Origin of the sequence: Pedobacter sp., from assembly GCF_965249885.1 — a bacterium.
GTDB lineage: Bacteria > Bacteroidota > Bacteroidia > Sphingobacteriales > Sphingobacteriaceae > Pedobacter.
In genome coordinates this window covers 779197-804950 of the sequence record NZ_OZ252254.1, presented here as the reverse complement: position 1 = coordinate 804950, position 25754 = coordinate 779197, and the positions used below count along the sequence as shown (strand labels likewise).

Sequence of the window (25754 nt, the reverse complement as noted above, 5' to 3'; positions counted from 1 at the left end):
AACTATTGAAGAATCGACACTGAAAATTGTCTACTAGCTGAAAACTGTGAACCGAATACTGTGAACTGAAAACCGACTACAAGTTCTTCCCAATTTTCTCTAAAATATCTGCCGGGATTTTATGCGTATCTACCACTAAGAAACCATCTAAGCAGTCAGAAAACTTAGGGTCGATATTGAAACAAATGATTTTCGCATTCAAATTCATATACTGTCTTAGCAACACTGGAATTTTAATGTGGTTGTTCTCAATGTCACCAATTAAACTGTCCAAATCTTTCAAGCTTTCACTTTGCTCAATCAATAAGTCGGTATCAATAGGAGTAAGGTCGGCTTTAAATTTGTTTCTCGGTTTAACGTAGTGCGCTAACTCATAATCAAAATGGTTTTTGGTGATAAAATCCACAATCAGCGATTTGCTAAACTTTGAAAAACTGTTGCTAATACTTACCGGTCCAAACATGTAGCGATATTGAGGATTCAGCATCAGATACTTTAAAATTCCTTTCCAAAGTAAAAATAAAGGCAAAGGTTTTTGTTGGTACTCTTTGCGTATCCACGAACGACCTAGCTCAATACCTTGGCGTAGCACTGGATAAAAAGGTTCCTTTATTTTGAACAGTTCAGAGATGTAAAAACCTCTCTTGCCCATCGTATTTAAAATTTCGTCACCCTTTCCAATACGGTAAGCTCCAACAATCATTTGGGCTTCTTTGTCCCATATAAAAAGGTGGTTGTAGTAAATATCGTAATTATCAAGATCGATTTTTTTGTTTGTTCCTTCTCCAACCTGTCTAAAAGTAATCTCACGTAAACGACCAATTTCTCTTAAAATATTAGGGATAGAAGAAGTGGGAACAATAAATACTTCATAATTTTTTTCTTCCCAAACTCTGAAATCTTCCAAGCCAGCAACTTCTTGCGCCATAAGCTCTTTCGAGGTTTCCTCTACTATTTCAGCTGGTTTTTTCTTGATCTTAAAAAGATTAATGGGGTTGAAAAGTTTTCGTTCTTGTTCAATACTCGTACCTAAGGCATAAGTTCGTGCTCTTAAAAAGTCAAGCAGTTTGTTAGTGTCTTTATTATAGTTAATGTCTTCAATTTTGATTGGCTTGCCTATACGCACCTTAATTTTCAGCCCTTGCTTATTCAAAAATTCTGAAGGTAGCTTAGCGGTGCGTAAGGTTGGATGTATGAAGCTTAAGATGTTAAACAACACTCCATTATTGCCATGAAAATAAATAGGTACTATCGGAAGTTTAGCTTTCGCTACCAATTTGCCTACTACAGGATGCCACAATCTGTCAGTTATTTCTTGTTTTTCCAAGTTGAAAGTAGATACCTCGCCCGCAGGGAAAATACCTATAGGGATACCACTCTGTAAAAGATCAAACGTAGTTTTAAGGCCACTGATACTTGATGAATGCTGTACATTTTCAAAAGGGTTAACCGCAACGAAAAACTCACTTAGGTTAGGTATTTTTTTCAAAATGAAGTTAACCATCACCTTGGCTTCTGGTCTAACGGTACATAGCAATTTCACTAATGCCAAACCCTCTACACCGCCATAAGGATGGTTGGCGATTGCAATGAAACCTCCAGTTTTAGGAATGTGTTTCAAGTCATCTTCATCAAAATCGATAGATACCCCGATAGTTTCCAGAATTTTGTCTACAAATTCTAGTCCTTCAAAATGCTGGTTCATGGAAAATACCTTGTTAATGTCGTTAAGTTTCATCACTTCCATTAACAGGGCTGCCAAACCGGGTACGCCTAGCTTATCAATTTTTGTGGCTTGTGCAAATTCCTTGGTGGTAATAATCTTCATATCAAAAAGTGTAAAGCAAATTCAAAATTAAGATTTATATTTATAGTATCTATCTATTCTATGAAAAATTGGTTCATCAACAACTTCGGTTTTAGCAAACGCGAGTATAACGGACTTTTAATGCTGCTAGTATTAGTGTTGATATTAGCGGTTACGCCAAGTGTCTACAGAAATTACGTCTTATCATTTGAAAGATTGACCAATAATGAAAGGCTGGCCATCCAAAAGTTAATAATTGTAGACAGGTACGCCAGAAAAAATTATAGCGCTTATAACGATATTTCAGAAGAAGGCGTTTCCACTACAAAAGTTCAACCAAGTTATCATACTTTCAACCCTAACACCATTACTGCTGAAGAATGGCAACGGTTTGGTCTTTCACTAAAACAAGCAATGTCTATAGTGAACTATGTAAAAAAGGGAGGACACTTTTATAAGCCAGAAGATCTGCAAAAAATGTATACTATCTCCCCTAAAAAATATCAAGAGTTGCTGCCATATGTAAACATACCACAACTAGCCAAACAAGAAAATAAATCGCTGTTTACTTATGCCAAAAAGGCCCCGGTTATGGTTGATGTCAACACAGCAGATACATTAATGTTGGATGAGATTAAAGGAGTAGGAGCGGCTTTTGCCAGAAGAATAGTCAAATATCGTGAGCGTTTGGGTGGTTTTTACGCGAAGGAGCAATTGTTAGAAGTTTTCGGTGTAGATACAGCCAAATTCATTGAAATTAAAGACCAAATAAAAATAGATCCTGAAGCGATTAAAAAAATACCTATAAATTCCGTTGAATTTGATGATTTGAAACGGCATCCGTACCTCACATTTAAGCAGATGAATGCAATTGTTCAGTATCGGAAACAGCACGGTGCATATAAAAACTTATCTGATTTAGGGAAGGTGTTGATTCTAAAACCAGAAACTATAGATAAGATAGCGCCGTACTTGGACTTTAGATACTAACCGACTTTCTAAAGCCATTTAATTCATTATTTTTGATTTCAATTACATTAGTAATTTAAATCAACTTAAAACTGTAAAATGCTATCCGATAAAATCAAGCAAATCATTCGTGACGTACCCAATTTTCCAAAGCCTGGAATTATTTTTAAAGACATCACTCCAATATTAAAGAATGCAGAACTGTGCAAAGAAATCACAGCTGCACTTGCCGAACAGTTAACAGAGCTGAAGATAGATGCTGTAGCTGGAATTGAAAGTCGGGGGTTTTTGTTTGGCTTGGCATTGGCGCAACAACTTAATGTGCCCTTCGTACCTATTCGGAAAGCAGGTAAATTGCCATACAAAACCATACAACAGTCTTATGATTTGGAATATGGTTCCGCTACTTTGGAGGTACATGAGGATGCCTTTGAGTCGGGTCAGCGAGTACTCATTCATGATGATTTATTGGCAACCGGAGGTACTGTTGTAGCTGCTTCTAATCTGGTGCATAAATTGGGAGCATCAGTTGCAGCTTATTCTTTTTTAATCAATCTTGATTTTCTAAATGGGAAGCATCGATTATCAACTTATGCCGATAAAATATTTGCATTGGCAAGTTATTAGGGTAGGTTTGTGCATATAGATTCAAATAATTTTTCATCTGTGATATGAAGCTTTTAAAGCACTGCGCCCAATAATTGAACTGTTTACCAATTCGTTCGCTTAGAAAAACAGTCAAATTGCTTTGAAAGTGTAATATAATTTGCTTAATATTGTCGTCAACCAAATATAAATCTTACTAAACTGTTTAAGTGCATCAAGCTTCGAGCCCAAGTATTTAAGCAGTTTTTTCTTTTTAAGGGAAATATGACACAAACAGGAATCAATTTTAACGAAGCCGAAAACAGCACCATGATCAAAAATATGGTGCGTGATTTTGCAGAGAAAAATATCCGTAAGCAGTTAATGGAATGGGACGAGGCACAGCATTTCCCAGTGCCGTTGTTTAAGGAATTAGGTCAAATAGGCTTAATGGGCGTGTTGGTGCCTGAGGCCTATGGCGGTTCGGGCTTTGGCTATCATGAATATGTAGATGTAATTGTGGAAATAGCGAAGGTATGTGGTTCTATCGGCTTATCTGTCGCCGCTCATAACTCACTTTGTACAGGGCATATTTTGGCCTTCGGAAATGAAGAGCAAAAAGCTAAATGGTTACCTAAATTAGCTTCGGCAGAATGGATAGGCGCATGGGGATTAACAGAAGCTAATACCGGCTCAGATGCTTTGCGTATGCGTACAACGGCTGTGCTTGATGGCGATCATTATGTGATTAACGGCGCTAAAAACTGGATAACCCATGGCAAATCGGGTGATGTGGCTGTGGTAATGGTGCGCACAGGGGAAGCTGGCAGCTCAAAAGGAATATCTGCAATTGTTGTGGAGCGGGGTACGGCTGGTTTTAGTGCAGGTAAAAAAGAAAATAAATTAGGAATGCGTGCTTCTGAAACCACTGAAATGATTTTTGACAATTGCCGAGTACCCAAGGAAAACTTATTGGGTGCAGAAGGCGATGGTTTTAAACAGGCGATGAAAATTTTGGATGGTGGCCGTATCTCTATCGCAGCGCTAAGTTTAGGTATTGCAAAAGGTGCTTATGAAGCGGCCTTGGCGTACGCTCAAGAGCGAGAGCAGTTTGGACAACCGATAGCTAATTTTCAAGGGATTAGTTTTAAACTGGCTGATATGGCTACTGAAATCGAAGCAGCGGAATTGTTAATTCGCCAAGCAGCTGATTTGAAAAATCGCCATCAACCAGTAAGTAAGGAATCTGCAATGGCAAAATACTACGCCTCAGAGGTTGCTGTAAGATGCGCAACCGAAGCGGTTCAAATTTTTGGAGGCTACGGTTATACAAAGGATTTCCCTGTAGAGAAGTTTTACAGGGATGCCAAACTGTGCACTATTGGCGAAGGTACATCGGAGATTCAAAAAATTGTAATTGCCCGAGAAATTATGAAATAATTTAGCGTAAAAGCTTAACCATAGCCCGTCATGCTAATCAAGAATGTTGTGCGTTCGTTTACTTTTGCGGTTCATTAAAATAAAAAGATAAAAAACTTTCTGTTTTTCAAATAATTGGCTACATTTGCAGCCCCAAGCGCAAGCTGGTTTAAAAACACGAGAGGAGGTATTTTCAACGTTATGATTATTATTAATATTAAAGATGGTGAATCGTTAGACAAAGCGTTAAAACGTTTCAAGAAGAAATTCGAAAAAACTGGTGTATTGAGAGAACTACGTAGCCGTCAAGCATACGAGAAAAAATCTGTAACTCGTCGTACCGAAGTTAAGAAAGCAAGATATATCCAAGGTTTACAACAAGAAGGAACTTTATAGTTTATTCTGCTGGATATCATTGATATACGTGCCTCCAAGAAATTGGGGGCGTTTTTTTTGTTAAAAAAAACTTGTTTAGCTAAACTTTTTTCCTAAATTCACTCAACCACCTAATCAGCTAAATGTAAATGTCTACCAACGATTTTCTGACATATTTGAAGCATGAAAAACGTTACTCGCCGCATACGTTAACTTCTTATCAAAAAGATTTGGCGCAATTTGAAGAGTTTTTGGTAGACGAACAAGTTACAAACTTGTCGCACGTAAAGACAACAAACATTAAAAACTTTTTAGTCCATTTATTGCAGCATCATTTAACGGAAGCTGCGGTAAACCGAAAACTATCTTGCTTAAAGAGTTATTACAAGTTTTTGCAGCGTGAAGGCATCATCGAAACTAATCCCGCGAGTTTGGTGAAAGCACTAAAAACACCAAAGCGATTGCCTGTTTTTATTGAAGAAGTAAAAATGGATCAGCTCCTAGATAGCGACGAGCTATTCGACGATTCTTTCTCAGGTAAAAGAAATAAGTTGATCATTGAGGTTTTATTCGGCACGGGAATGCGTTTAGCAGAGCTGATTAATCTAAAAGATAAGGATGTGAGTTCTTACGAAAGTGTAGTTAAAGTGCTAGGCAAGAGGAGTAAAGAACGTATCATCCCATTGCATCAAACCTTACTAAAGGAGATAGAGGAGTTCATTTCGTTGAAAACTTTGCAAAATTTCGACAACAAAAGCCCTTATCTAATCGTTACAAATAAAGGCGAGCAGGCCTATCCTAAATTAATTTATAGGGTAGTAACGAGCTGTCTAAACGAAATATCGACAAAAGAAAAGAAAAGCCCGCATGTATTACGGCATTCTTTTGCTAGTAGTTTGTTAAACAGAGGCGCCGATTTAAATGCGATAAAAGAGCTGTTGGGGCACGCCAGTTTGGCCGCAACGCAGGTTTACACGCATAGCTCAATTGAAAGATTAAAATCCATTTATAAACAAGCCCATCCAAGGGCGTAAAAAAGGAGGAAAAATGAAAATCAGAGTGCAGTCTATCCATTTTAATGCAGACAAGAAGCTGTTGGACTTTATTCAGAAAAAAGTAGATAAGTTGGATCAATTTTTTGATCAGATCATAAGTGGCGAAGTGTATTTGAAGTTAGAGAATGTAGAGGATGAGGCCAACAAAATAAGCGAAATCAAATTGATTGTGCCTGGAGGAACACTGTTTGCTAAAGAACAATGTAAGTCCTTTGAAGAAGCTACCGATTTAGCTATTGAATCACTAAGGAAACAAATCACTAAGCATAAAGATAAAACGAGAGCAAAGTTAAGTGAGCATAAAACTATTTTGGCAAATGGTGAAGTAGCAGATTATTAGATTAATTTTTATTTCAATAATATTGGATTGGCGGGTGTAAACTCGCCAATTTTTTTGTTTTAAGGAATTGTACATTGTAAACATATTATCCTTTTTGTCTGATCGCTGCAAAACACGATACTTTAAGTTTTTAATATTTCTTTATAATGGCGTCAATAGCCTAAGATATATAAATATTAAATCAGCTGATTATAAGCTTGATAAGTTTTAAATCAGCTATAAACGCAAAAAAGAAGTATTGTTTTTTGAAATTTTATTTTGAAGTGAGATTTTAGTGTGTATATTTGCATTCCATTTCGGAAACGGGTTAGCTAATCCATTCAAATGGTCGTTCTGTGAAGAGTTAGAAAAAAAACAAAAAATATTGATTAATGTGTGCAAAAAGATAAAAATTTATATATTTGCGCCACATTTATCAAAAAGATAAAAAGCCTCCTTAGCTCAGCTGGTAGAGCAACTGACTTGTAATCAGTAGGTCATTGGTTCGATTCCGATAGGAGGCTCTTTTTATTTTAAAGCTTTGTGTTTTGAAGTAAAAGGGGGGAGATACCAGAGTGGCCAAATGGGACAGACTGTAACTCTGTTGTCGCAAGACTTCGAAGGTTCGAATCCTTCTCTCCCCACCATTGATTTTAGATTGTAGATTGACGATGTTAGGTTTAGGTCTTAATTCGTAAATCTTTCGGTCGTAAATCGAAAGCGGAAGTAGCTCAGTTGGTAGAGCGATAGCCTTCCAAGCTATAGGTCGCGAGTTCGAACCTCGTCTTCCGCTCCTAGAAGTTCATTGGGGATTTGTTCAATGGTTCACTAGTAGCCTAATGAACAGATGAACGGATGGATAAATGAGCTAAAGGTAAAAGCCGAAGTAGCTCAGCGGTAGAGCACTTCCTTGGTAAGGAAGAGGTCGTGGGTTCAAGTCCCATCTTTGGCTCAAAACAACTAAATAACTTTGTTTAGTCTGTTAACACAGAAAGAACAAGGTTTTTTGTATTGAAATTGTATCAAAACAATAATAAATTAAAAAATTTTAACCTACTAATAAGTATAAAAAAATGGCAAAAGAAAAGTTTGACCGCAGTAAGCCGCACTTAAACATCGGTACAATCGGTCACGTTGACCACGGTAAAACAACCTTAACAGCAGCAATTACTAAAGTATTGGCTGATGCTGGTTTATCTGAGGCACGTTCATTCGATTCAATTGACTCTGCTCCAGAGGAAAAAGAAAGAGGTATCACTATCAATACTGCTCACGTTGAGTACTCAACTGCTAACCGTCACTATGCACACGTTGACTGTCCAGGTCACGCGGATTATGTGAAAAACATGGTTACTGGTGCTGCTCAAATGGACGGTGCTATCATCGTAGTAGCTGCAACTGATGGTCCTATGCCTCAAACTCGTGAGCACATTCTTTTGGCTCGTCAAGTAGGTGTACCTGCATTAGTAGTGTTCATGAACAAAGTTGACATGGTTGATGACCCTGAGTTATTAGAGCTTGTTGAAATGGAAGTTCGTGAATTATTATCATTCTATGAATTCCCTGGTGATGATATCCCTGTAATCCAAGGTTCTGCACTAGGTGGTTTGAATGGTGATGCTAAGTGGGTTGGTAAAATCCTTGAGTTGATGGAAGCTGTAGATAACTACATTCCAATCCCTCCACGTTTGACAGATCTTCCTTTCTTGATGCCTGTTGAAGACGTATTCTCAATTACTGGTCGTGGTACTGTTGCTACTGGTCGTATTGAGCGTGGTGTAATCAACTCTGGTGATCCAGTTGAAATCTTAGGTATGGGTGCTGAGAACTTAAAATCTACAGTAACTGGTGTTGAGATGTTCCGTAAAATCTTAGATTACGGTGAAGCTGGTGATAACGTAGGTTTATTGTTACGTGGTATTGAGAAAACTGATATCCGTCGTGGTATGGTAATCTGTAAACCAGGTTCAGTAACTCCTCACACTGATTTCAAAGCAGAGGTTTATGTATTGTCAAAAGCAGAAGGTGGTCGTCACACTCCATTCTTCAACAAATACCGTCCTCAGTTCTATTTCCGTACTACAGACGTAACTGGTGAAATTTCACTAGCTGAAGGTACTGAAATGGTAATGCCAGGTGATAACGTTACCATCACTGTAAAGTTGATCAACGCTATCGCAATGGAAAAAGGTCTACGTTTCGCTATCCGTGAAGGTGGTAGAACAGTAGGTGCTGGTCAGGTAACTGAAATTTTAGCTTAATTATAGCTATAATGTAAAAATTAGCTAATTGGCTTATATGCCGATTAGCTAATTTCATCCACGGGAATAGTTCAATGGTAGAATAGAGGTCTCCAAAACCTTTGATCAGGGTTCGAATCCTTGTTCCCGTGCCAATTACTCAAATGATAAAAATGATTGAGTTATTGAATGATTAAATACGAAGCATTATTTTCGAGAAAATTTTCATTCACTCATTCACTCATTTCTTCATTCAATCATTAAAAATATGGCTAAGCTAGTTCAATTTATAAAAGAGTCGTACGAAGAAATGACCCAAAAGGTAACTTGGCCTACATGGGGAGAGTTGCAGAACTCTGCTGTGCTGGTTTTGGTTGCTTCTGCCATCATTTCCTTGGTGATTTTAGCGATGGATAAAGGTGCTAATTTCATTCTTGAAACTTTTTACAATTCACTTTAAAAATTAGATTATTAGATGAACGATCAGCTAAAATGGTACGTTGTTAGAGCGGTAAGTGGTAAAGAGAAGAAGGTAAAACAGTACATCGATGCGGAAATTAGTCGCCTGGGTGTATCTCATCTAGTTCCCCAAGTATTAATTCCTACCGAGAAATACTATCAGATGAAAGATGGTAAGAAAATCGCAAAGGAACGTAACTACTATCCTGGATATGTGTTGATGGAAGCTGCTTTAGATGGAGAGTTAGAACATGTTATCAAAGGTATAAACAGCGTTATTGGGTTTTTAGGAGATAAGGCTGGTAATCCGATACCAATGAGACAAGCCGAGGTTAATCGTATTTTAGGTAAGGTAGATGAGATGAGCCAGCAAAGTGAAACTATGAGTGTTTCTTACTTTGTAGGAGAGAATGTTAAGGTAATGGATGGGCCATTTAACGGCTTTAGCGGTATCATCGAAGAAGTAAACGAAGAGAAGAAAAAACTTAAAGTGATGGTTAAGATCTTTGGACGTAAAACGCCTCTTGAGCTTAACTACATGCAGGTAGAAAAAGAATAACTATATATAAAAGTTTCATAAAAATATTGAAAGCGGTCAGATTTTATTTGGCCGCTTTTTTTATATTTATAAGAAAATAGAAAAATCGTACAACCCTTGGGCGTACTTTTTGGTGTCGAGTGTAGAAAAGCCGTAACTTGTTGTCCATTAATTCTGAAACCTAATGATAAACAACAATTATGAGAAAATTTCTATTCTTAATTCTGCACCTTTATGTAGGTGCAAGTGCTTTTGCTCAAAGTATTAAAGGCAAAGTGTCAGACCATACTGGCGTTGGTTTGCCAGGAGTAGTAGTCTCGTTGGCAGGCTCAAATAAAAGTGTTGCCACAGATGCTAACGGTAACTATTCACTAAATTCAGGAACCGGTCAGTTTAATGTTAAAACCAGCTTTGTGGGCTTCGAGTCGCAAACACAGTCGGTAACGGTTACCGCTGGCGGAGCAACTTTAAACTTCACTTTAAAGGAAACTGTTGGCGCCTTAACGGAAATTATCGTTACAGGTACCCGTAGCGGTGGGCGCTCTAAAATTGATACACCAGTGCCAGTTGACTTGATACCATTATCTCAAGTGACGAATAATGTAGGACAGGTTGATATTAATCAAATCCTTACGTTTGTAGCGCCGTCTTTTCAGTCTTCGCGTCAAGCTATTTCGGATGGTACCGACCACGTTGACCCAGCACAGTTACGAGGTTTAGGACCTGATCAGGTACTGGTTTTGGTGAATGGTAAACGTAGACATCAGTCTGCATTAGTGAACGTCAATGGAACAGTAAATCGCGGTACAGTTGGAACGGATATGAATGCTATTCCTGCTACAGCGGTTGAAAAAATTGAAATTTTAAGAGACGGTGCCGCTGCACAATATGGCTCTGACGCCATAGCTGGTGTTATTAACATTGTGTTAAAGACCAAAGAAGGCTTGAGCGGCAATGCGTCTACGGGTGAGTATATGACCACTTACGACAAGAACTATGCAGTAAATTTTTCCAATGCAAAAAGTAAGAGTGTTAGTGTGCAGGACGGCCTAACTGCTCAATTTGGACTAAATTATGGTACGAAGATAGCAGGAAGAGGCTTCATGAACATTACTGGTGAATATGTGTCTAGAGGAGAGACCAATCGTACCGGTACCTATACTGGACAAGTATTTCCTACAGTAGTTGGACAAACTGATGATCAGGTAATTGCAAGTAAAGGACTTACACGCGATGATTTTGACATGCGTATTGGAAACTCTAAAGTTAAAGGTGGCGGTATAGTATTGAATGCCGCATATCCAGTAAACGATAACTTGGAACTTTACGCTTTTGGTGGATGGAATAACAAAAAGGGAAATGCCGCCGGTTTTTATAGATATCCAAATGGCGTGCCTCTTTTAAATGCCGCGGCTGTTGCTGCAACTGGTTTGCCGAATACAGCAGTTCGTGATAATGTTTTCAAAGTATATCCAAATGGCTTTTTACCTGAAATTAATTCGGATGTAACCGACATCTCCTTTGCAGCTGGAGTTAGAGGCAAAGTTTTTACTAACTGGCACTACGATTTAAGTAATGTGTATGGCAAGAACATTTTTGATTACGGAGTGGATAACTCGGTGAATTACACACAAGCAATTGGTACTTCAGCCTTTCAGCGTAAGTTTGATGCCGGAGGAAATTCATTTGCTCAAAATACATCAAATTTAGATTTAAGTCGTAAATATGAAAATGTGTTTAGTGGCTTGAACCTAGCTTTCGGAGCGGAGTTTAAAGTCGATAATTTTGGAACAAGAGCTGGGGAGGAAGCATCATGGAAGAACTTTAATACACAGGCAATCGGCGTGGCACTAGGTTCACAGGTTTTCGCTGGTTTTTTTCCAAAGGATGCAGGTAACTTTTCAAGAAATAGTTATGCTTTTTACGCTGATGCCGAACTCGATTTTACTAAAGCGTGGGTTGTTTCAGGAGCAGTACGTTTAGAGAAGTATTCGAACTTCAGCCAAACTCCCGTTAATTTCAAATTTGCTTCTAGATATAAATTGACGGAAAAAATAGCAGTTCGTGGAGCGATTAGTACTGGTTTTAGGGCTCCGTCATTGCAGCAAAGCCATTATTCAAAAACCAATACATTGTTTGTAACTGTAGGTGGTGTTCAAACACCGATTGAGAGTGCCACCTTGCCAAATGATAGTCAGGCGGCGAAAATTCTAGGTATACCCACTTTAAAGCCTGAGACTTCAACCAATTATAGTTTAGGAGCAACTGCACAATTAGGGAAGTTCGAGTTAACGGTTGATGCTTATCAAATTGATATTAAAGACAGAATTATCCTCACTAACAATTTTACTGCGGGTACCGATATCAACTTAGCTGCTCAATTGAACGCAGTTGGTGCTAATACAGCAAATTTTTTTACTAATGCTATCGACACGAGATCCAAAGGTTTAGAAGCGGTTGCTTCTTACGGGACGAGCTTTGGTAAACACAGCCTAAAGTTTACGGTTGCCGGAGCTTTTATAGATAACGAAGTTAAGAAAGGCGCTGATGGAAAACCGGCAATCAAAGCTTCTCAAACATTAATTAATAGCGGACAGTTAGGTAATTATTTTAACCGTGAGGATGAAAGCCGTATTGAGGTTGCAAGTCCAAAAAGTAAAATTACAGGAACGATTAACTACAAAATAAATAAGTTCGGCGCAATGTTGAGAGCGGTACGTTTTGGTGAGGTGGTTTATTTAGATCCAACTATTAACAGCTCCGCAAATTTTGTAGCCAATGCGTTTAACGGTGGTGCTTTGGAAACTCTGGATCAAACTTTTTCGCCGAAAGTAGTAACAGATGTAACTGTAAACTATCAATTAACAAAACAGTTTAATTTGGCTGTAGGTGCCAATAACTTGTTTGATGTTTATCAGGATGTGCATACTCATTCGGGAAATATGTCATCAGGAAGATTTGTGTATTCTCGACGAGTTCAACAAATGGGCTTTAACGGAAGATATATTTTTGGACGCGTTAATTTTAACTTCTAATATTTAATTGATTAGGTTTCAGGGTTCACAACATCTAAATTATAACGTTCTGGTTCATGGATGATATCTGTGGGACTGATTAATGAGGAACGGCAATTTTGTTAGAAAATTGCCGTTTTTTTATTTACCGACTGTCTAAGCATTACAAACTTCATATCACAAAATTTTTCTTAAAAACTATTGTGATACTGGAAGTTAATTTATATCTTTGCAGTCCTTTTTGCATTTAATGCATACCGAAGGAAATCTAAATGTTACATTGCTTCCAAAATTTAACATTGAGTTTTAATTAAACAAAAACAAAAAATGGCAAAAGAAGTCAGTGCACTGATCAAATTACAGATCAAAGGTGGAGCTGCAAACCCATCGCCACCAGTAGGACCTGCTTTAGGTGCTAAAGGTGTGAATATCATGGAGTTTTGTAAGCAATTCAATGCTCGTACCCAAGATAAGCCAGGTAAAGTATTACCAGTTGTAATTACTGTATATGCTGACAAGTCTTTCGATTTCATCATCAAAACCCCTCCAGTTGCTATTCAATTATTGGATGCTACTAAATTACAGAGTGGTTCTGCTGAGCCTAACCGTAAAAAAGTTGGATCGGTGACTTGGGATCAAGTTAAGGCAATTGCTGAAGATAAAATGCCTGATTTAAATGCATTTACTATCGAATCAGCAATGAGTATGGTTGCTGGTACAGCACGTAGCATGGGTATCACTGTTTCAGGTGATGCGCCTTTTAACTAATTATTTAACATTAACAGTTTACACTAGTGGCTAAGTTAACAAAAAATCAAAAAATAGCACACGCTAAACTAGAAGCCGGTAAATCGTATTCTTTAAAAGAAGCATCTGCTTTGGTAAAGGAAATCACGACTACTAAATTTGATGCATCAGTTGATATTGATGTAGCTTTAGGGGTAGATCCTCGTAAAGCAAATCAAATGGTACGTGGTATCGCTACTTTACCTCACGGTACCGGTAAAACTGTTCGCGTTTTAGTACTTTGTACTCCTGATAAGGAAGAAGAGGCTAAAGCGGCTGGAGCAGATTTCGTAGGTTTAGACGAGTATGTTGCTAAAATTGAAGGTGGTTGGACAGATGTTGACATTATCATCACTACGCCTGCGTGTATGGCAAAAGTAGGTAAGTTGGGCCGTGTTTTAGGTCCACGTAACTTAATGCCAAACCCTAAATCAGGTACAGTAACTAACGAAGTTGGTAAAGCTGTAACTGATGTAAAAGGTGGTAAGATCGATTTCAAAGTTGACAAAACTGGTATTATCCACGCTTCAATTGGTAAAGTATCATTCTCACCAGAGAAAATATACGAAAATGCGTTAGAAGTACTTCAAACGCTTTCTAAATTAAAACCTTCTGCGGCTAAAGGAACTTATTTCAAGAGCATTCACGTGTCATCTACAATGAGTCCTGGTATTTCGGTAGAAACTAAATCAGTAGCGGGGATCTAATTATGAACAGAGAAGAAAAACAAGAAGTAGTTTTAGCACTACAGGAAAAAATGCAAGAGTATGGCAATTTTTACATTGCTGATACCTCAGGCTTATCTGTTGAAAAAGTAAATAGCATCCGTCGTAAATGTTTCGAAAGTGGTATCGAAATGAAGGTTGCTAAAAATACCTTGATCAAAAAAGCAATCGAAGGATTGGAAGGTGATTCATCTGACATCTTCACTGCTTTAAAAGGTCAATCAGCTTTATTATTTTCTAAAGTAGGTAACGGTCCAGCTAAGCTGATCAAATCTCTAAGAAAAGGTAAAGGCGAAGATAAACCTCAGTTGAAAGCTGCGTACGTAGATACAGCAATTTTCGTTGGAGATAACCAATTAGATGCTTTAGTAAGCTTGAAATCAAGAGAAGAGCTTATCGGAGAAATCGTTGGTCTATTACAATCTCCTGCTAAAAACGTTGTTTCTGCTTTGCAATCAGGTGGAGGTAAAATTGCAGGTATTGTTAAAACATTACAAGAAAGAGGTTAACGAACACCTTAAAAGTTCGTACTTGAACAAACAACAATTTTGTAAAATTTTTTAAAATCTTAAATAAAATGGCAGATTTAAAAGCGTTTGCTGAGCAATTAGTAAACTTAACAGTTAAAGAAGTTAATGAGTTAGCTCAAATCTTAAAAGACGAGTATGGTATTGAGCCTGCTGCTGCTGCAGTAGCTGTAGCTGCTCCTGCTGCTGGTGGCGATGCTCCTGCAGCTGAAGAGAAAACATCTTTTGATGTAATCTTGAAAGATGCTGGTGGTCAAAAATTAGCAGTTGTAAAATTAGTTAAAGACTTAACTGGTCTAGGTTTGAAAGAAGCTAAAGATTTAGTTGATGGTGCACCTAAAGAATTAAAAGCTGGTGTTGCTAAAGACGAAGCAGAAGCTCTTAAAAAACAATTAGAAGAAGCTGGAGCTGTAGTTGAAATTAAGTAATCACTTAATTTAACGAAACTCATAAGAAAAGACTCCGACTGCAAAGTCGGAGTCTATTCCCGTTTATAAACGTTTCATTTGTTTGGTTGATGAAATGTTCCCTTTTAAAACCAAAAAATAGTTTATTCTTAAACTAAATTAAATTTAGTCCCTTGGCAAATAAAGTCGACCAAAGAGTAAATTTTGCACGTAGTAAGCACGTAATCGATTATCCAGACTTTCTGGATGTGCAGTTGCAATCATTTAGAGAATTTTTTCAGATCGAAACTACATCAGACAACCGTCATACCGAAGGCTTGTTTAAAGTATTTGCTGAAAACTTCCCAATCACTGATTCTAGAAACATTTTTGTTTTAGAGTTTTTAGATTATTTTATTGACCCACCTCGTTATGACATTCCTGAATGTATTGACCGTGGGCTAACTTACAGCGTTCCTTTGAAAGCTAAACTAAAGCTTTCTTGTAACGATGCTGAGCACGAAGATTTTGAAACCATTATACAAGATGTATACTTAGGAACCATCCCTTATATGACTCCTAAAGGTACATTTGTGATTAACGGTGCAGAGCGTGTAATTGTATCGCAGTTACATAGGTCGCCAGGTGTGTTTTTTGGCCAAAGCCGCCACACTAACGGTACCAAGTTATATTCGGCCCGTGTAATTCCATTTAAAGGTTCTTGGATTGAGTTCGCTACAGACGTTAACAACGTAATGTACGCTTACATCGATCGTAAAAAGAAATTCCCTGTAACCACGTTATTACGTGCTATTGGTTACGATTCTGATAAAGACATTTTGGAACTTTTTGATTTAGCTGACGAAGTAAAAGTTAGCAAATCAGGGTTGAAGAAGTATATCGGACGTAAATTGGCCGCTAGGGTTCTTAGAAAATGGGTTGAGGATTTTGTAGATGAAGATACCGGAGAGGTAGTTTCTATTGACCGTAACGAAGTTATTTTAGACAGGGATACTGTTTTAGAAGACGAGCATATTGACTTAATCATCGATGCTGGTGTTAAAACAATCATCTTATCTAAAGATGATGGTGCATCGCAAGCTGATTATACCATTATATATAATACTTTACAAAAAGATACTTCAAACTCTGAAAAAGAGGCTGTGGAGAACATCTATCGTGCTTTGCGTAACGCAGAACCACCTGATGAGGAAACAGCAAGAGGTATCATTGAGCGTTTGTTCTTTTCGGATAAACGTTATGACTTAGGTGATGTAGGTAGATACCGCATTAACCGTAAGTTAAAAATGGATACCCCTGATGATGTGAAAGTATTGACAAAAGCGGATATCATCGCTATTGTTAAATATTTGATCAAATTAATCAACTCTAAAGAAGAGGTGGATGATATTGACCACTTATCAAACCGTCGTGTACGTACGGTAGGTGAGCAGTTGTACGCACAATTTGGAGTAGGTTTAGCTCGTATGGCTAGAACTATTCGTGAGCGTATGAACATCCGTGATAACGAGGTATTCACCCCAACTGATTTGATCAATGCTCGTACATTGTCGTCAGTAATCAACTCTTTCTTTGGTACCAACCAGCTATCACAGTTCATGGATCAAACCAACCCATTGGCGGAGATCACGCACAAGCGTCGTCTTTCGGCTTTAGGTCCAGGTGGTCTTTCTCGTGAGCGTGCAGGTTTCGAGGTTCGTGACGTTCACTATACGCACTACGGTCGTTTGTGTACTATCGAAACTCCTGAGGGACCAAACATCGGTTTGATTTCATCACTTTGTGTACACGCTAAAATTAACAGCTTAGGTTTTATCGAAACTCCATATAAACGTGTAGTTGATGGTAAGGTAGCTGTTGATGAGAAAGTTATTTACTTATCTGCTGAAGATGAAGATGGTAAAACTATTGCTCAAGCTAATGCGCAGTATGATGATAAAGGTACTTTCGCTACTCCACGTGTTAAAGCACGTTACGAAGGTGACTTCCCAATTATTGAGCCTGAGAAATTAGACTTGATGGATATTGCGCCAAACCAAATTACGTCAATTGCTGCATCGTTAATTCCTTTCTTGGAGCATGATGATGCGAACAGGGCGTTGATGGGATCGAACATGCAACGTCAGGCCGTACCATTGTTACGTCCTGAAGCTCCGATTGTAGGTACAGGTTTGGAAGGTCGCGTAGCCCGCGACTCAAGAACTTTGATCAATGCAGAAGGTGACGGTGTGGTTGAGTACGTTGATGCTAACGAAATCGTAATTAAATACGTAAGAAATGATGACGATCGTTTAGTTTCTTTCGAAGGCGATAGCAAAACTTACAAATTAACCAAGTTCAAAAAAACCAACCAAAACACTTGTATCAACTTAAAGCCAATTGTTAAAAAAGGTCAGAAAGTTACTAAAGGACAAGTACTTTGCGAAGGTTATGCTACACAAGATGGTGAGTTGGCATTAGGAAGAAACTTAAAAGTAGCTTTCATGCCTTGGCAAGGATATAACTTTGAGGATGCGATCGTAATTAACGAGCGTATCGTTAGAGAAGATATCTTTACTTCGCTACACATCGAAGAGTTTGAACTTGAAGTACGTGATACTAAACGCGGTGAGGAAGAATTAACACCGGATATTCCTAACGTTTCTGAAGAGGCTACAAAAGACCTTGATGAAAACGGTATTATCCGTATTGGTGCTGAGGTTAAAGAAGGTGATATCCTTATTGGTAAAATTACGCCAAAAGGTGAGTCTGATCCTTCGCCAGAAGAGAAATTGTTACGTGCCATCTTTGGTGACAAAGCTGGTGATGTAAAAGATGCTTCGTTAAAAACTCCTCCTTCAATTAAAGGTGTAGTAATTGATACTAAATTATTCTCTAGAGCTAAGAAAACTTCTAAAGCAGAAGAAAAATCAGCTATTGAGAAATTAGATAAAAAATACAACATCGCTGTTGAGAACCTTAAAAACGAATTAGTAGATAAGTTGTTCCAAATTGTAAATGGTAAAACATCGCAAGGCGTTTTCAACGTTTACAAAGAGCTTCTAATTGCTAAAGGCGCTAAGTTTACTCAAAAAATGTTAGCTGATTTAGAGTATGCTCATATTAATCCATACAAATGGACTACTGATGAGGATAAAAATGAGCAAATCAAAATGTTGTTGCACAACTACGGTATTCGTGTTAACGAAGAGTTAGGTGCTTACAAACGTGATAAATTTGCAATCAGCGTTGGTGATGAACTTCCATCAGGCATTGTACAGATGGCTAAAGTTTATGTAGCTAAAAAACGTAAGCTAAAAGTAGGTGATAAGATGGCGGGTCGTCACGGTAATAAGGGTATTGTTGCTCGTATTGTACGTGATGAAGATATGCCTTTCTTAGACGACGGAACTCCAGTTGATATCGTGTTGAACCCACTAGGTGTACCTTCACGTATGAACTTGGGTCAGATCTACGAAACCGTATTGGCTTGGGCTGGTAAAGAATTGGGCGTGAAATTCGCTACTCCAATTTTTGACGGTGCTAAGAGCGATGAGGTAGAAGATTGGATTGCTAAAGCAGGTTTGCCAGCTTCTGGTAGAACTTACTTAAATAATGGTTTAACAGGCGAGAAATTTGACCAACCAACTACAGTAGGTATTATTTATATGCTGAAATTAGGTCACATGGTTGATGATAAGATGCACGCCCGTTCAATTGGACCATACTCATTAATTACACAACAGCCATTGGGTGGTAAAGCCCAATTTGGTGGTCAGCGTTTTGGTGAGATGGAGGTTTGGGCATTAGAGGCATTCGGTGCTGCTAATATCCTTCAAGAGATCTTAACCGTTAAATCGGATGATGTTATTGGAAGGGCCAAAACTTACGAAGCCATTGTTAAAGGCGAAAACCTACCAACTCCAGGTGTACCAGAATCGTTCAACGTATTGGTACATGAGTTACGCGGCTTAGGTTTAGATATTACGTTAGACTAAGGTTGAAAAGATTTAATGTTGGAATGTTGTAGGGTTTTTGCCGCAACATTTCAACCTTTTAACATTTCAACTTTCAAACAAAAGAAATATGTCTTACAAAAAGGATAATAAATTAAAAAGTAACTTCACCTCGATTACCATTAGCTTGGCTTCTCCAGAGAATATCTTGGAGCGTTCAAGTGGTGAAGTTTTAAAGCCTGAAACCATTAACTATCGTACTTACAAACCAGAACGTGATGGTTTGTTCTGCGAGCGTATTTTTGGTCCGGTAAAAGATTACGAATGTCATTGCGGTAAATACAAGCGTATCCGTTACAAAGGTATCGTTTGTGATCGTTGTGGTGTTGAAGTAACTGAAAAGAAAGTACGTAGAGAGCGTATGGGTCACATTAACTTAGTGGTTCCTGTGGCGCATATCTGGTATTTCCGTTCGTTACCTAACAAAATCGGTTACCTTTTAGGCTTACCAACCAAAAAGCTAGACTTGATTATTTACTATGAACGTTATGTAGTAATTCAAGCTGGTTTAATGGGCGAGCAAGGTATTCAGTTCATGGATTTCTTAACTGAAGAGGAATATCTTGATATTTTAGATAAGTTGCCTAAAGAGAATCAATATTTAGACGATAAAGATCCTAATAAATTTGTTGCCAAAATGGGAGCAGAGGCGTTGGAAGATTTATTGAAACGTATTGATTTAGATAGTTTATCTTACAACTTACGTCACCAAGCTGCAAATGAGACTTCTCAGCAACGTAAAAATGAGGCGCTAAAACGTCTTCAAGTTGTTGAAGCTTTCCGTAGCTCAAGATCAAATATTGAGAATAACCCAGAATGGATGATTATCAAGATTGTTCCGGTTATTCCACCAGAGTTACGTCCATTAGTTCCATTGGAAGGTGGTCGTTTCGCTACTTCAGATTTGAACGATTTATACCGTCGTGTAATTATCCGTAACAACCGTTTGAAACGTTTGATTGAGATTAAGGCACCAGAGGTAATTTTACGTAACGAAAAACGTATGTTGCAGGAAGCTGTAGACTCGTTATTCGACAACTCACGTAAAGTAAATGCTGTTAAAACTGAAGGTAACCGTGCCTTAAAATCACTTTCAGATATCTTGAAAGGTAAGCAAGGTCGTTTCCGTCAAAACTTATTAGGTAAACGTGTAGATTATTCTGCTCGTTCGGTAATTGTTGTAGGTCCAAACCTTAAATTACACGAATGCGGTTTACCAAAAGATATGGCAGCTGAGCTTTACAAACCGTTCATCATTCGTAAGATGATTGAAAGAGGTGTGGTAAAAACAGTGAAATCAGCTAAGAAAATTGTTGATAGAAAAGATCCAATAGTTTGGGACATCCTTGAAAACGTATTGAAAGGACACCCAGTGTTGCTAAACAGGGCACCTACACTTCACCGTTTAGGTATCCAAGCTTTTCAACCAAAATTAGTAGAAGGTAAAGCTATCCAATTACACCCGTTAGTATGTACCGCATTCAACGCCGATTTTGACGGTGACCAGATGGCAGTTCACTTACCATTAGGTAATGCTGCAATTTTGGAAGCCCAAGTATTGATGTTGGCTGCACATAACATCCTTAACCCTGCTAACGGTACGCCAATTACGGTACCTTCTCAGGATATGGTTTTGGGTCTTTACTATATTACTAAAGGCCGCAGAACTGATGCTCAAAGAGTAGTAAAAGGTCAGGATATGGCATTCTACTCTGCAGAAGAGGTAATTATCGCTTACAATGAAAAAAGAGTGGACTTACACGCTTGGATCAAAGTAAAAGCTAACGTTAAAGAATCTGATGGTACTATCGTTAACAAACTGATTGAAACTACAGTAGGTCGTGTGTTGTTTAACCAAATGGTGCCAGAAGAAGTAGGTTATATCAATGAGCTATTAACTAAGAAATCTTTAAGAGATATCATTGGTGAAGTAGTAAAAATGACTGGTATGGCTCGCTCAGCTAAGTTCTTGGATGATATCAAAGAATTAGGTTTCCAAAGTGCGTTCCGCGGAGGTTTATCGTTCAACTTACAGGACGTAAACATTCCAGTAGAGAAACATACTTTATTAGAGCAAGCAGCTGCTGAAGTTGAAGAAGTAAGAAACAACTATAACATGGGTTTCATTACCAACAACGAGCGTTACAACCAAATCATCGATATCTGGACTCGTATCAACAATCGTTTAACTACGTTTGTGATGAACCAATTGTCGTCAGATAACCAAGGTTTCAACTCTGTTTATATGATGCTTGACTCTGGAGCCCGTGGTTCTAAAGAGCAGATTCGTCAGTTAGCAGGTATGAGGGGCTTGATGGCGAAACCTCAAAAATCAGGTTCTGGTGGTGAGATTATCGAAAACCCTATTCTTTCGAACTTTAAAGAAGGTTTGTCTGTATTAGAGTACTTTATCTCTACCCACGGTGCCCGTAAAGGTTTGGCGGATACGGCGTTAAAAACTGCGGATGCGGGTTACTTAACTCGTCGTTTGCATGACGTAGCGCAAGATATGATTGTTAATGATGAGGATTGTGGTACTTTAAGAGGTATGTACACAACCGCATTAAAAGATAACGAGGATATTGTTGAGCCATTATACGAGCGTATTTTGGGACGTACTTCATTACATGATGTATATCACCCATTAACAGGCGAGTTATTGGTAGGTGCTGGTCAGGATATTGAAGAAGATATTGCAAGAGCAATCGAAGAATCACCGTTGGAAGGTATCGAAATTCGTTCGGTATTAACCTGCGAGAACAAACGTGGTGTGTGTGCTTTATGTTACGGACGTAACTTGGCCTCAGGTAAACGTGTTCAAAAAGGTGAGGCTGTTGGTGTAATTGCAGCGCAGTCAATTGGTGAGCCAGGTACACAGTTAACACTTCGTACATTCCACGTGGGTGGTACGGCGTCTAACATTGCCAATGAGTCACAAATCAATGCTAAGTTTGACGGTGTAATCGAATTTGAAAACTTACGTACGGTGCAAACTACAACTGAAGATGGTGTAGTAGATATTGTACTGGGTCGTTCAGGTGAGTTCAGAATTGTTGAGCCAAATACAAGAAAAGTAATCGTTAACAACAATATCCCTTACGGTGCATTTTTATATGTGAAAGAAGGGGATACCGTTGCTAAAGGTGATAAAATTTGTTCATGGGATCCATATAATGCCGTTATCATCTCTGAGTTTGGAGGTAAAATCGAATTCGATGCTATTATCGAAGGCGTAACTTTCCGCGAAGAGAGTGACGAGCAGACTGGTCACCGCGAAAAAGTAATTATCGATACTCGTGATAAAACGAAAAACCCGTCTATCAAAGTATTGGATAAAAAAGGTGAGTTGATTAGAACTTATAACATTCCAGTAGGTGCCCATATTGCTGTTGATGACGGTGATGCAGTACAAACTGGTCAGGTGTTAGTGAAAATCCCTCGTGCAACTGGTAAAACCCGAGATATTACAGGTGGTTTACCTCGTGTAACTGAGTTATTCGAGGCTCGTAATCCATCTAATCCTGCGGTTGTAACCGAAATTGATGGTGTGGTAACTTTAGGCGGTATCAAACGTGGTAACCGTGAAATTACTATCGAGTCAAGAGATGGTGAAGTTAAAAAATATCTTGTTCCACTTTCGAAACATATTTTGGTACAGGATAACGATTTCGTGAAAGCAGGTATGCCATTGTCAGATGGTTCTATCTCTCCAGCGGATATCTTAGCGATCAAAGGTCCAGCAGCGGTGCAAGAGTACTTAGTAAATGGTATCCAAGAGGTTTACCGTTTACAAGGTGTGAAAATTAACGATAAGCACTTTGAGGTAATTGTACACCAAATGATGCAGAAAGTTCATATCGAAGATCCGGGAGATACTCGTTTCTTAGAAAACGATTCTGTTGACCGTTGGGACTTCATGATTGAAAACGACGAAATTTTCGATAAGAAAGTTGTTGTTGAGGCTGGAGATTCGACTACAGTTAAACCTGGTCAGATTATCTCTGTACGTAAATTAAGAGATGAAAATTCTCAATTGAAACGTCAGGATATGAAACAAATTGAGGTGAGAGATGCTAAGCCAGCTACTGCTAGTTCGGTATTGCAAGGTATCACTCGTGCTTCATTAGGTACTAAGTCATTTATCTCTGCGGCATCATTCCAGGAAACTACAAAAGTGTTGAACGAAGCTGCAATTGCAGGTAAGAAAGACAGCATGTTAGGCTTGAAAGAGAACGTAATTGTTGGTCACTTGATTCCTTCAGGTACTGGTTTACGTGGCTACGAGCGTATCATTGTAGGTTCTCAAGAAGAGTATGATAAACTATTGGCTTCTAAACAAGAAGAAGTAGAGGCATAACAACGATAGTATCTTCTAATAAAATTTAAGCTCCGAGTTTACCCTCGGAGCTTTTTTTGCTTTATACTTTTGGAATACCGTTAAATCACCTTTTAATTTAGGGTGTTTTGTAGTGTAAAACGCTGTTGGCTGGTACATAATTTTGGGTTCATCAAAATAAAGATTGATTACTAAAATTAATTAAACCAATAACCAACAACATGAAGATTGCATTAAAATTTTTGCTGATTTTTTTCTATTTCGGAAGCTTCGCACAAGACGTTATCGTTAAGAACGATAAAACCGAAATAAAAGCAAAGGTACTTGAAATTACCGATGACCTAATTAAGTACAAGAAGTTTGAGATGTTAGAAGGTCCCACCTATAACATCAATAAAACCGATGTTTTTATGATTATTTATAAGAACGGTACTAAAGAATATATTGAGCAGCCTAAAACTGCTGTCGCTGCGCCAAAACCAACCGTGGCGGTGCAAACAGCAAATGTGGTGAGTAGTACTCCGGCACAAAAGCAAAATCAGGTCAAACAAACAATCGATTTCTATTACGCACCTAGTAGGCTAACTTGGAATTTTATTGAAGGTTACAGTGCGTCAATAAGCGGTATGGCAGATATGTTTAATAACAAAGCAAATTCACCTGATGCTACGTTATTTTCACATCTTAATTTAGGGTTACTTATAAATGGATCATTTTATGAAGATGATTACACCTCAATTACCTTAAATGATTTCGGTTTATATACCAATTTATACTTTCCAATAAATAAGCTAAGTAACGCTAAAAACATCAACGTTGGCTTGTTTCCATACGTTTACGGTGGCGCTTTGCTACGTTATTCAACAGCGAAATCTAACTACGGTTCTTCGGCAACCACATCCGATTTTACTGGAGATTTTCTACTGGGATTTGGTTTGGATTATAAATTCAGCAAGGGATTTGGTATTACCTCCAGATATGATGTCGACTATAAATTCGGCTTAGGTATAAACTTCAATTTTTAACTACAAACTAAATAATCATGAAAAAATCTAAAAGAATTGCTACCTATTTGGTGGCTATGGCAAGTGTTGTTATGATTTCTTTTACTGGTTGCGAAAAGGACAATAGTAACAGCTGTGACTGGGAAAGCGAATATCAAGCGTACATGCAGAAGGTAAATGCTTTTACTGCAAATCAATCAAGGTCTAATTGTACTGCATTAAAAGACTCGGCTTTGAAGTTAATTAATAAAATAGGTAACTGCGAACAGGGTGTAAGCATTAAAGAAGCGGCTGAAGCTTGGCGCCAGGTTGATTGCAGCGGTTTGTAGTATGAAAAAGGTTGCGTTGATCCTCGTTATAATAGTATCCCTTGCAAGCTGTAGAAAAGAAGAAGAATTTGAGCCGGAAGTAGAACAGAAAGCAGCCGTAGAAACTCGGGCAAGTTTTTATTTATCGAAGGAAGATCAGAATTATTGGGTTAGGAATGTGACAGTGGCTGGAAAAGAAATTGGCGGGGTAGTATCTACTAGTTTCAATTGCGACATTTTCGATACCAGATATTTGCTATCCGACAGTGATTTAAATAAAACTGAGTTACAGATAATTCTCCTTTACAACTATTATCCCACAAATATTTTCGGTAGGCAAATTACTTTTAACATACCGGTAAATAGATTTAAAAAAGGAGTTTGTACGCCGGTTGAAATACAACAGCAATCTGCAGGTATCTTACAATTATATATTAAGCCATAGTTTTTTTCATATGGGTTAATTAGGCAACAGGAGCAATGAGCTTCTGTTGCTTTTTTATTCCGATAAATTGTCAAATTATTATTGGGTTAATGTTCAGATGGCTACATATTTTTTTAAATTTACGCTATGGAACAACAGAACGAAAATCAATTAAATATAGAGCTATCTGAGGAAATTGCAGAAGGTGTATTTTCTAACCTAGCTATCATCACGCATTCTAATACAGAATTTGTACTGGATTTTATTAGAGTGATGCCAGGCATACCAAAGGCAAAAGTTAAATCCAGAATTATCTTGACTCCTGAACACGCGAAGCGTCTGATGCTCGCCATGCAGGATAATATCGAGAAATTTGAAGCTATTCATGGCCGTATCAAAACACAGGATGAAGCTTCATTTCCAATGGGTTTTGGAGGGCCAACAGCACAAGCTTAACTATTT

At 38.1% G+C, this 25754-nt stretch carries 21 protein-coding genes and 5 tRNA genes; 25 read left to right on the top strand and 1 reads right to left on the bottom strand.

Annotation, left to right across the window (positions count from 1 at the left end):
* Window positions 1-76 precede the first annotated feature (76 nt).
* Window positions 77-1828, bottom strand: a complete 1752-nt coding sequence (locus ACY2A0_RS03405) for a lysophospholipid acyltransferase family protein (protein ID WP_461788195.1) — start codon at window positions 1826-1828, stop codon at window positions 77-79.
* A 60-nt stretch (window positions 1829-1888) separates the two neighbouring features.
* Between ACY2A0_RS03405 and ACY2A0_RS03400 the strand changes: the two genes are divergently transcribed.
* From ACY2A0_RS03400 to ACY2A0_RS03280, 25 genes are all read left to right on the top strand, one after another.
* The gene (locus tag ACY2A0_RS03400) at window positions 1889-2797 is read left to right on the top strand and encodes a ComEA family DNA-binding protein (protein WP_461788194.1); all 909 of its coding nucleotides are present in this window, start codon (window positions 1889-1891) and stop codon (window positions 2795-2797) included.
* 78 nt (window positions 2798-2875) lie between these two features.
* Complete coding sequence (locus ACY2A0_RS03395) at window positions 2876-3403, top strand: adenine phosphoribosyltransferase (protein WP_461788193.1); 528 nt, start codon at window positions 2876-2878, stop codon at window positions 3401-3403.
* 243 nt (window positions 3404-3646) lie between these two features.
* Complete coding sequence (locus ACY2A0_RS03390; protein ID WP_461788192.1) at window positions 3647-4801, top strand: acyl-CoA dehydrogenase family protein; 1155 nt, start codon at window positions 3647-3649, stop codon at window positions 4799-4801.
* A gap of 180 nt (window positions 4802-4981) precedes the next feature.
* Window positions 4982-5176, top strand: coding sequence for a 30S ribosomal protein S21 (gene rpsU / locus ACY2A0_RS03385; RefSeq protein ID WP_461791028.1), 195 nt, complete (start codon window positions 4982-4984; stop codon window positions 5174-5176).
* 128 nt (window positions 5177-5304) lie between these two features.
* Window positions 5305-6189, top strand: coding sequence for a tyrosine-type recombinase/integrase (locus tag ACY2A0_RS03380; protein WP_461788191.1), 885 nt, complete (start codon window positions 5305-5307; stop codon window positions 6187-6189).
* 13 nt (window positions 6190-6202) lie between these two features.
* Complete coding sequence (hpf, locus tag ACY2A0_RS03375; RefSeq protein WP_461788190.1) at window positions 6203-6550, top strand: ribosome hibernation-promoting factor, HPF/YfiA family; 348 nt, start codon at window positions 6203-6205, stop codon at window positions 6548-6550.
* Between the two features lie 430 nt (window positions 6551-6980).
* Window positions 6981-7053 (top strand) — tRNA-Thr (locus tag ACY2A0_RS03370).
* A gap of 37 nt (window positions 7054-7090) precedes the next feature.
* A tRNA-Tyr gene (locus ACY2A0_RS03365) sits at window positions 7091-7176 on the top strand.
* Between the two features lie 73 nt (window positions 7177-7249).
* Window positions 7250-7322, top strand: a tRNA-Gly gene (locus ACY2A0_RS03360).
* An 87-nt stretch (window positions 7323-7409) separates the two neighbouring features.
* A tRNA-Thr gene (locus ACY2A0_RS03355) sits at window positions 7410-7481 on the top strand.
* 121 nt (window positions 7482-7602) lie between these two features.
* A complete protein-coding gene (tuf, locus tag ACY2A0_RS03350; protein WP_113638756.1) occupies window positions 7603-8790 on the top strand; it encodes an elongation factor Tu in 1188 nt (395 codons plus the stop codon).
* Window positions 8791-8850: 60 nt separating this feature from the next.
* Window positions 8851-8924 (top strand) — tRNA-Trp (locus ACY2A0_RS03345).
* A 113-nt stretch (window positions 8925-9037) separates the two neighbouring features.
* Window positions 9038-9229 carry a preprotein translocase subunit SecE gene (gene secE / locus ACY2A0_RS03340; protein ID WP_113638757.1) on the top strand — a complete coding sequence of 64 codons (192 nt, stop codon included), beginning with the start codon at window positions 9038-9040 and terminating at the stop codon, window positions 9227-9229.
* Between the two features lie 15 nt (window positions 9230-9244).
* The gene (gene nusG, locus ACY2A0_RS03335) at window positions 9245-9787 is read left to right on the top strand and encodes a transcription termination/antitermination protein NusG (RefSeq protein WP_461788189.1); all 543 of its coding nucleotides are present in this window, start codon (window positions 9245-9247) and stop codon (window positions 9785-9787) included.
* A 179-nt stretch (window positions 9788-9966) separates the two neighbouring features.
* Window positions 9967-12801, top strand: a complete 2835-nt coding sequence (locus ACY2A0_RS03330) for a TonB-dependent receptor (RefSeq protein ID WP_461788188.1) — start codon at window positions 9967-9969, stop codon at window positions 12799-12801.
* Window positions 12802-13107: 306 nt separating this feature from the next.
* Window positions 13108-13548, top strand: coding sequence for a 50S ribosomal protein L11 (rplK, locus tag ACY2A0_RS03325; protein ID WP_113638761.1), 441 nt, complete (start codon window positions 13108-13110; stop codon window positions 13546-13548).
* 26 nt (window positions 13549-13574) lie between these two features.
* Window positions 13575-14273: a 50S ribosomal protein L1 gene (rplA, locus tag ACY2A0_RS03320; protein ID WP_461788187.1), complete on the top strand. Its 699-nt coding sequence runs from the start codon at window positions 13575-13577 to the stop codon at window positions 14271-14273.
* 2 nt (window positions 14274-14275) lie between these two features.
* Window positions 14276-14800: a 50S ribosomal protein L10 gene (rplJ, locus tag ACY2A0_RS03315; RefSeq protein ID WP_113638763.1), complete on the top strand. Its 525-nt coding sequence runs from the start codon at window positions 14276-14278 to the stop codon at window positions 14798-14800.
* 68 nt (window positions 14801-14868) lie between these two features.
* Window positions 14869-15246 carry a 50S ribosomal protein L7/L12 gene (gene rplL, locus ACY2A0_RS03310; RefSeq protein WP_113638764.1) on the top strand — a complete coding sequence of 126 codons (378 nt, stop codon included), beginning with the start codon at window positions 14869-14871 and terminating at the stop codon, window positions 15244-15246.
* A 152-nt stretch (window positions 15247-15398) separates the two neighbouring features.
* Entirely contained in the window at window positions 15399-19202 is a 3804-nt protein-coding gene (gene rpoB, locus ACY2A0_RS03305; protein WP_461788186.1) for a DNA-directed RNA polymerase subunit beta, read from the top strand.
* Between the two features lie 88 nt (window positions 19203-19290).
* Complete coding sequence (gene rpoC, locus ACY2A0_RS03300) at window positions 19291-23577, top strand: DNA-directed RNA polymerase subunit beta' (RefSeq protein WP_461788185.1); 4287 nt, start codon at window positions 19291-19293, stop codon at window positions 23575-23577.
* Between the two features lie 200 nt (window positions 23578-23777).
* Complete coding sequence (locus ACY2A0_RS03295) at window positions 23778-24581, top strand: hypothetical protein (RefSeq protein ID WP_461788184.1); 804 nt, start codon at window positions 23778-23780, stop codon at window positions 24579-24581.
* A 17-nt stretch (window positions 24582-24598) separates the two neighbouring features.
* Complete coding sequence (locus tag ACY2A0_RS03290; protein WP_461788183.1) at window positions 24599-24889, top strand: hypothetical protein; 291 nt, start codon at window positions 24599-24601, stop codon at window positions 24887-24889.
* Window position 24890: 1 nt separating this feature from the next.
* Window positions 24891-25313: a hypothetical protein gene (locus ACY2A0_RS03285; protein ID WP_461788182.1), complete on the top strand. Its 423-nt coding sequence runs from the start codon at window positions 24891-24893 to the stop codon at window positions 25311-25313.
* Window positions 25314-25439: 126 nt separating this feature from the next.
* Complete coding sequence (locus ACY2A0_RS03280) at window positions 25440-25748, top strand: DUF3467 domain-containing protein (RefSeq protein WP_461788181.1); 309 nt, start codon at window positions 25440-25442, stop codon at window positions 25746-25748.
* Window positions 25749-25754: the final 6 nt, after the last annotated feature.

What these genes read in the sequence shown, in the direction of transcription:
- ACY2A0_RS03405 (WP_461788195.1), bottom strand. Translation starts at nt 1,828, where the DNA reads ATGAAGATTATTACCACCAAGGAATTTGCACAAGCCACAAAAATTGAT.
- ACY2A0_RS03400 (WP_461788194.1), top strand. Translation starts at nt 1,889, where the DNA reads ATGAAAAATTGGTTCATCAACAACTTCGGTTTTAGCAAACGCGAGTAT.
- ACY2A0_RS03395 (WP_461788193.1), top strand. Translation starts at nt 2,876, where the DNA reads ATGCTATCCGATAAAATCAAGCAAATCATTCGTGACGTACCCAATTTT.
- ACY2A0_RS03390 (WP_461788192.1), top strand. Translation starts at nt 3,647, where the DNA reads ATGACACAAACAGGAATCAATTTTAACGAAGCCGAAAACAGCACCATG.
- rpsU (WP_461791028.1), top strand. Translation starts at nt 4,982, where the DNA reads ATGATTATTATTAATATTAAAGATGGTGAATCGTTAGACAAAGCGTTA.
- ACY2A0_RS03380 (WP_461788191.1), top strand. Translation starts at nt 5,305, where the DNA reads ATGTCTACCAACGATTTTCTGACATATTTGAAGCATGAAAAACGTTAC.
- hpf (WP_461788190.1), top strand. Translation starts at nt 6,203, where the DNA reads ATGAAAATCAGAGTGCAGTCTATCCATTTTAATGCAGACAAGAAGCTG.
- tuf (WP_113638756.1), top strand. Translation starts at nt 7,603, where the DNA reads ATGGCAAAAGAAAAGTTTGACCGCAGTAAGCCGCACTTAAACATCGGT.
- secE (WP_113638757.1), top strand. Translation starts at nt 9,038, where the DNA reads ATGGCTAAGCTAGTTCAATTTATAAAAGAGTCGTACGAAGAAATGACC.
- nusG (WP_461788189.1), top strand. Translation starts at nt 9,245, where the DNA reads ATGAACGATCAGCTAAAATGGTACGTTGTTAGAGCGGTAAGTGGTAAA.
- ACY2A0_RS03330 (WP_461788188.1), top strand. Translation starts at nt 9,967, where the DNA reads ATGAGAAAATTTCTATTCTTAATTCTGCACCTTTATGTAGGTGCAAGT.
- rplK (WP_113638761.1), top strand. Translation starts at nt 13,108, where the DNA reads ATGGCAAAAGAAGTCAGTGCACTGATCAAATTACAGATCAAAGGTGGA.
- rplJ (WP_113638763.1), top strand. Translation starts at nt 14,276, where the DNA reads ATGAACAGAGAAGAAAAACAAGAAGTAGTTTTAGCACTACAGGAAAAA.
- rplL (WP_113638764.1), top strand. Translation starts at nt 14,869, where the DNA reads ATGGCAGATTTAAAAGCGTTTGCTGAGCAATTAGTAAACTTAACAGTT.
- rpoC (WP_461788185.1), top strand. Translation starts at nt 19,291, where the DNA reads ATGTCTTACAAAAAGGATAATAAATTAAAAAGTAACTTCACCTCGATT.
- ACY2A0_RS03295 (WP_461788184.1), top strand. Translation starts at nt 23,778, where the DNA reads ATGAAGATTGCATTAAAATTTTTGCTGATTTTTTTCTATTTCGGAAGC.
- ACY2A0_RS03290 (WP_461788183.1), top strand. Translation starts at nt 24,599, where the DNA reads ATGAAAAAATCTAAAAGAATTGCTACCTATTTGGTGGCTATGGCAAGT.
- ACY2A0_RS03285 (WP_461788182.1), top strand. Translation starts at nt 24,891, where the DNA reads ATGAAAAAGGTTGCGTTGATCCTCGTTATAATAGTATCCCTTGCAAGC.
- ACY2A0_RS03280 (WP_461788181.1), top strand. Translation starts at nt 25,440, where the DNA reads ATGGAACAACAGAACGAAAATCAATTAAATATAGAGCTATCTGAGGAA.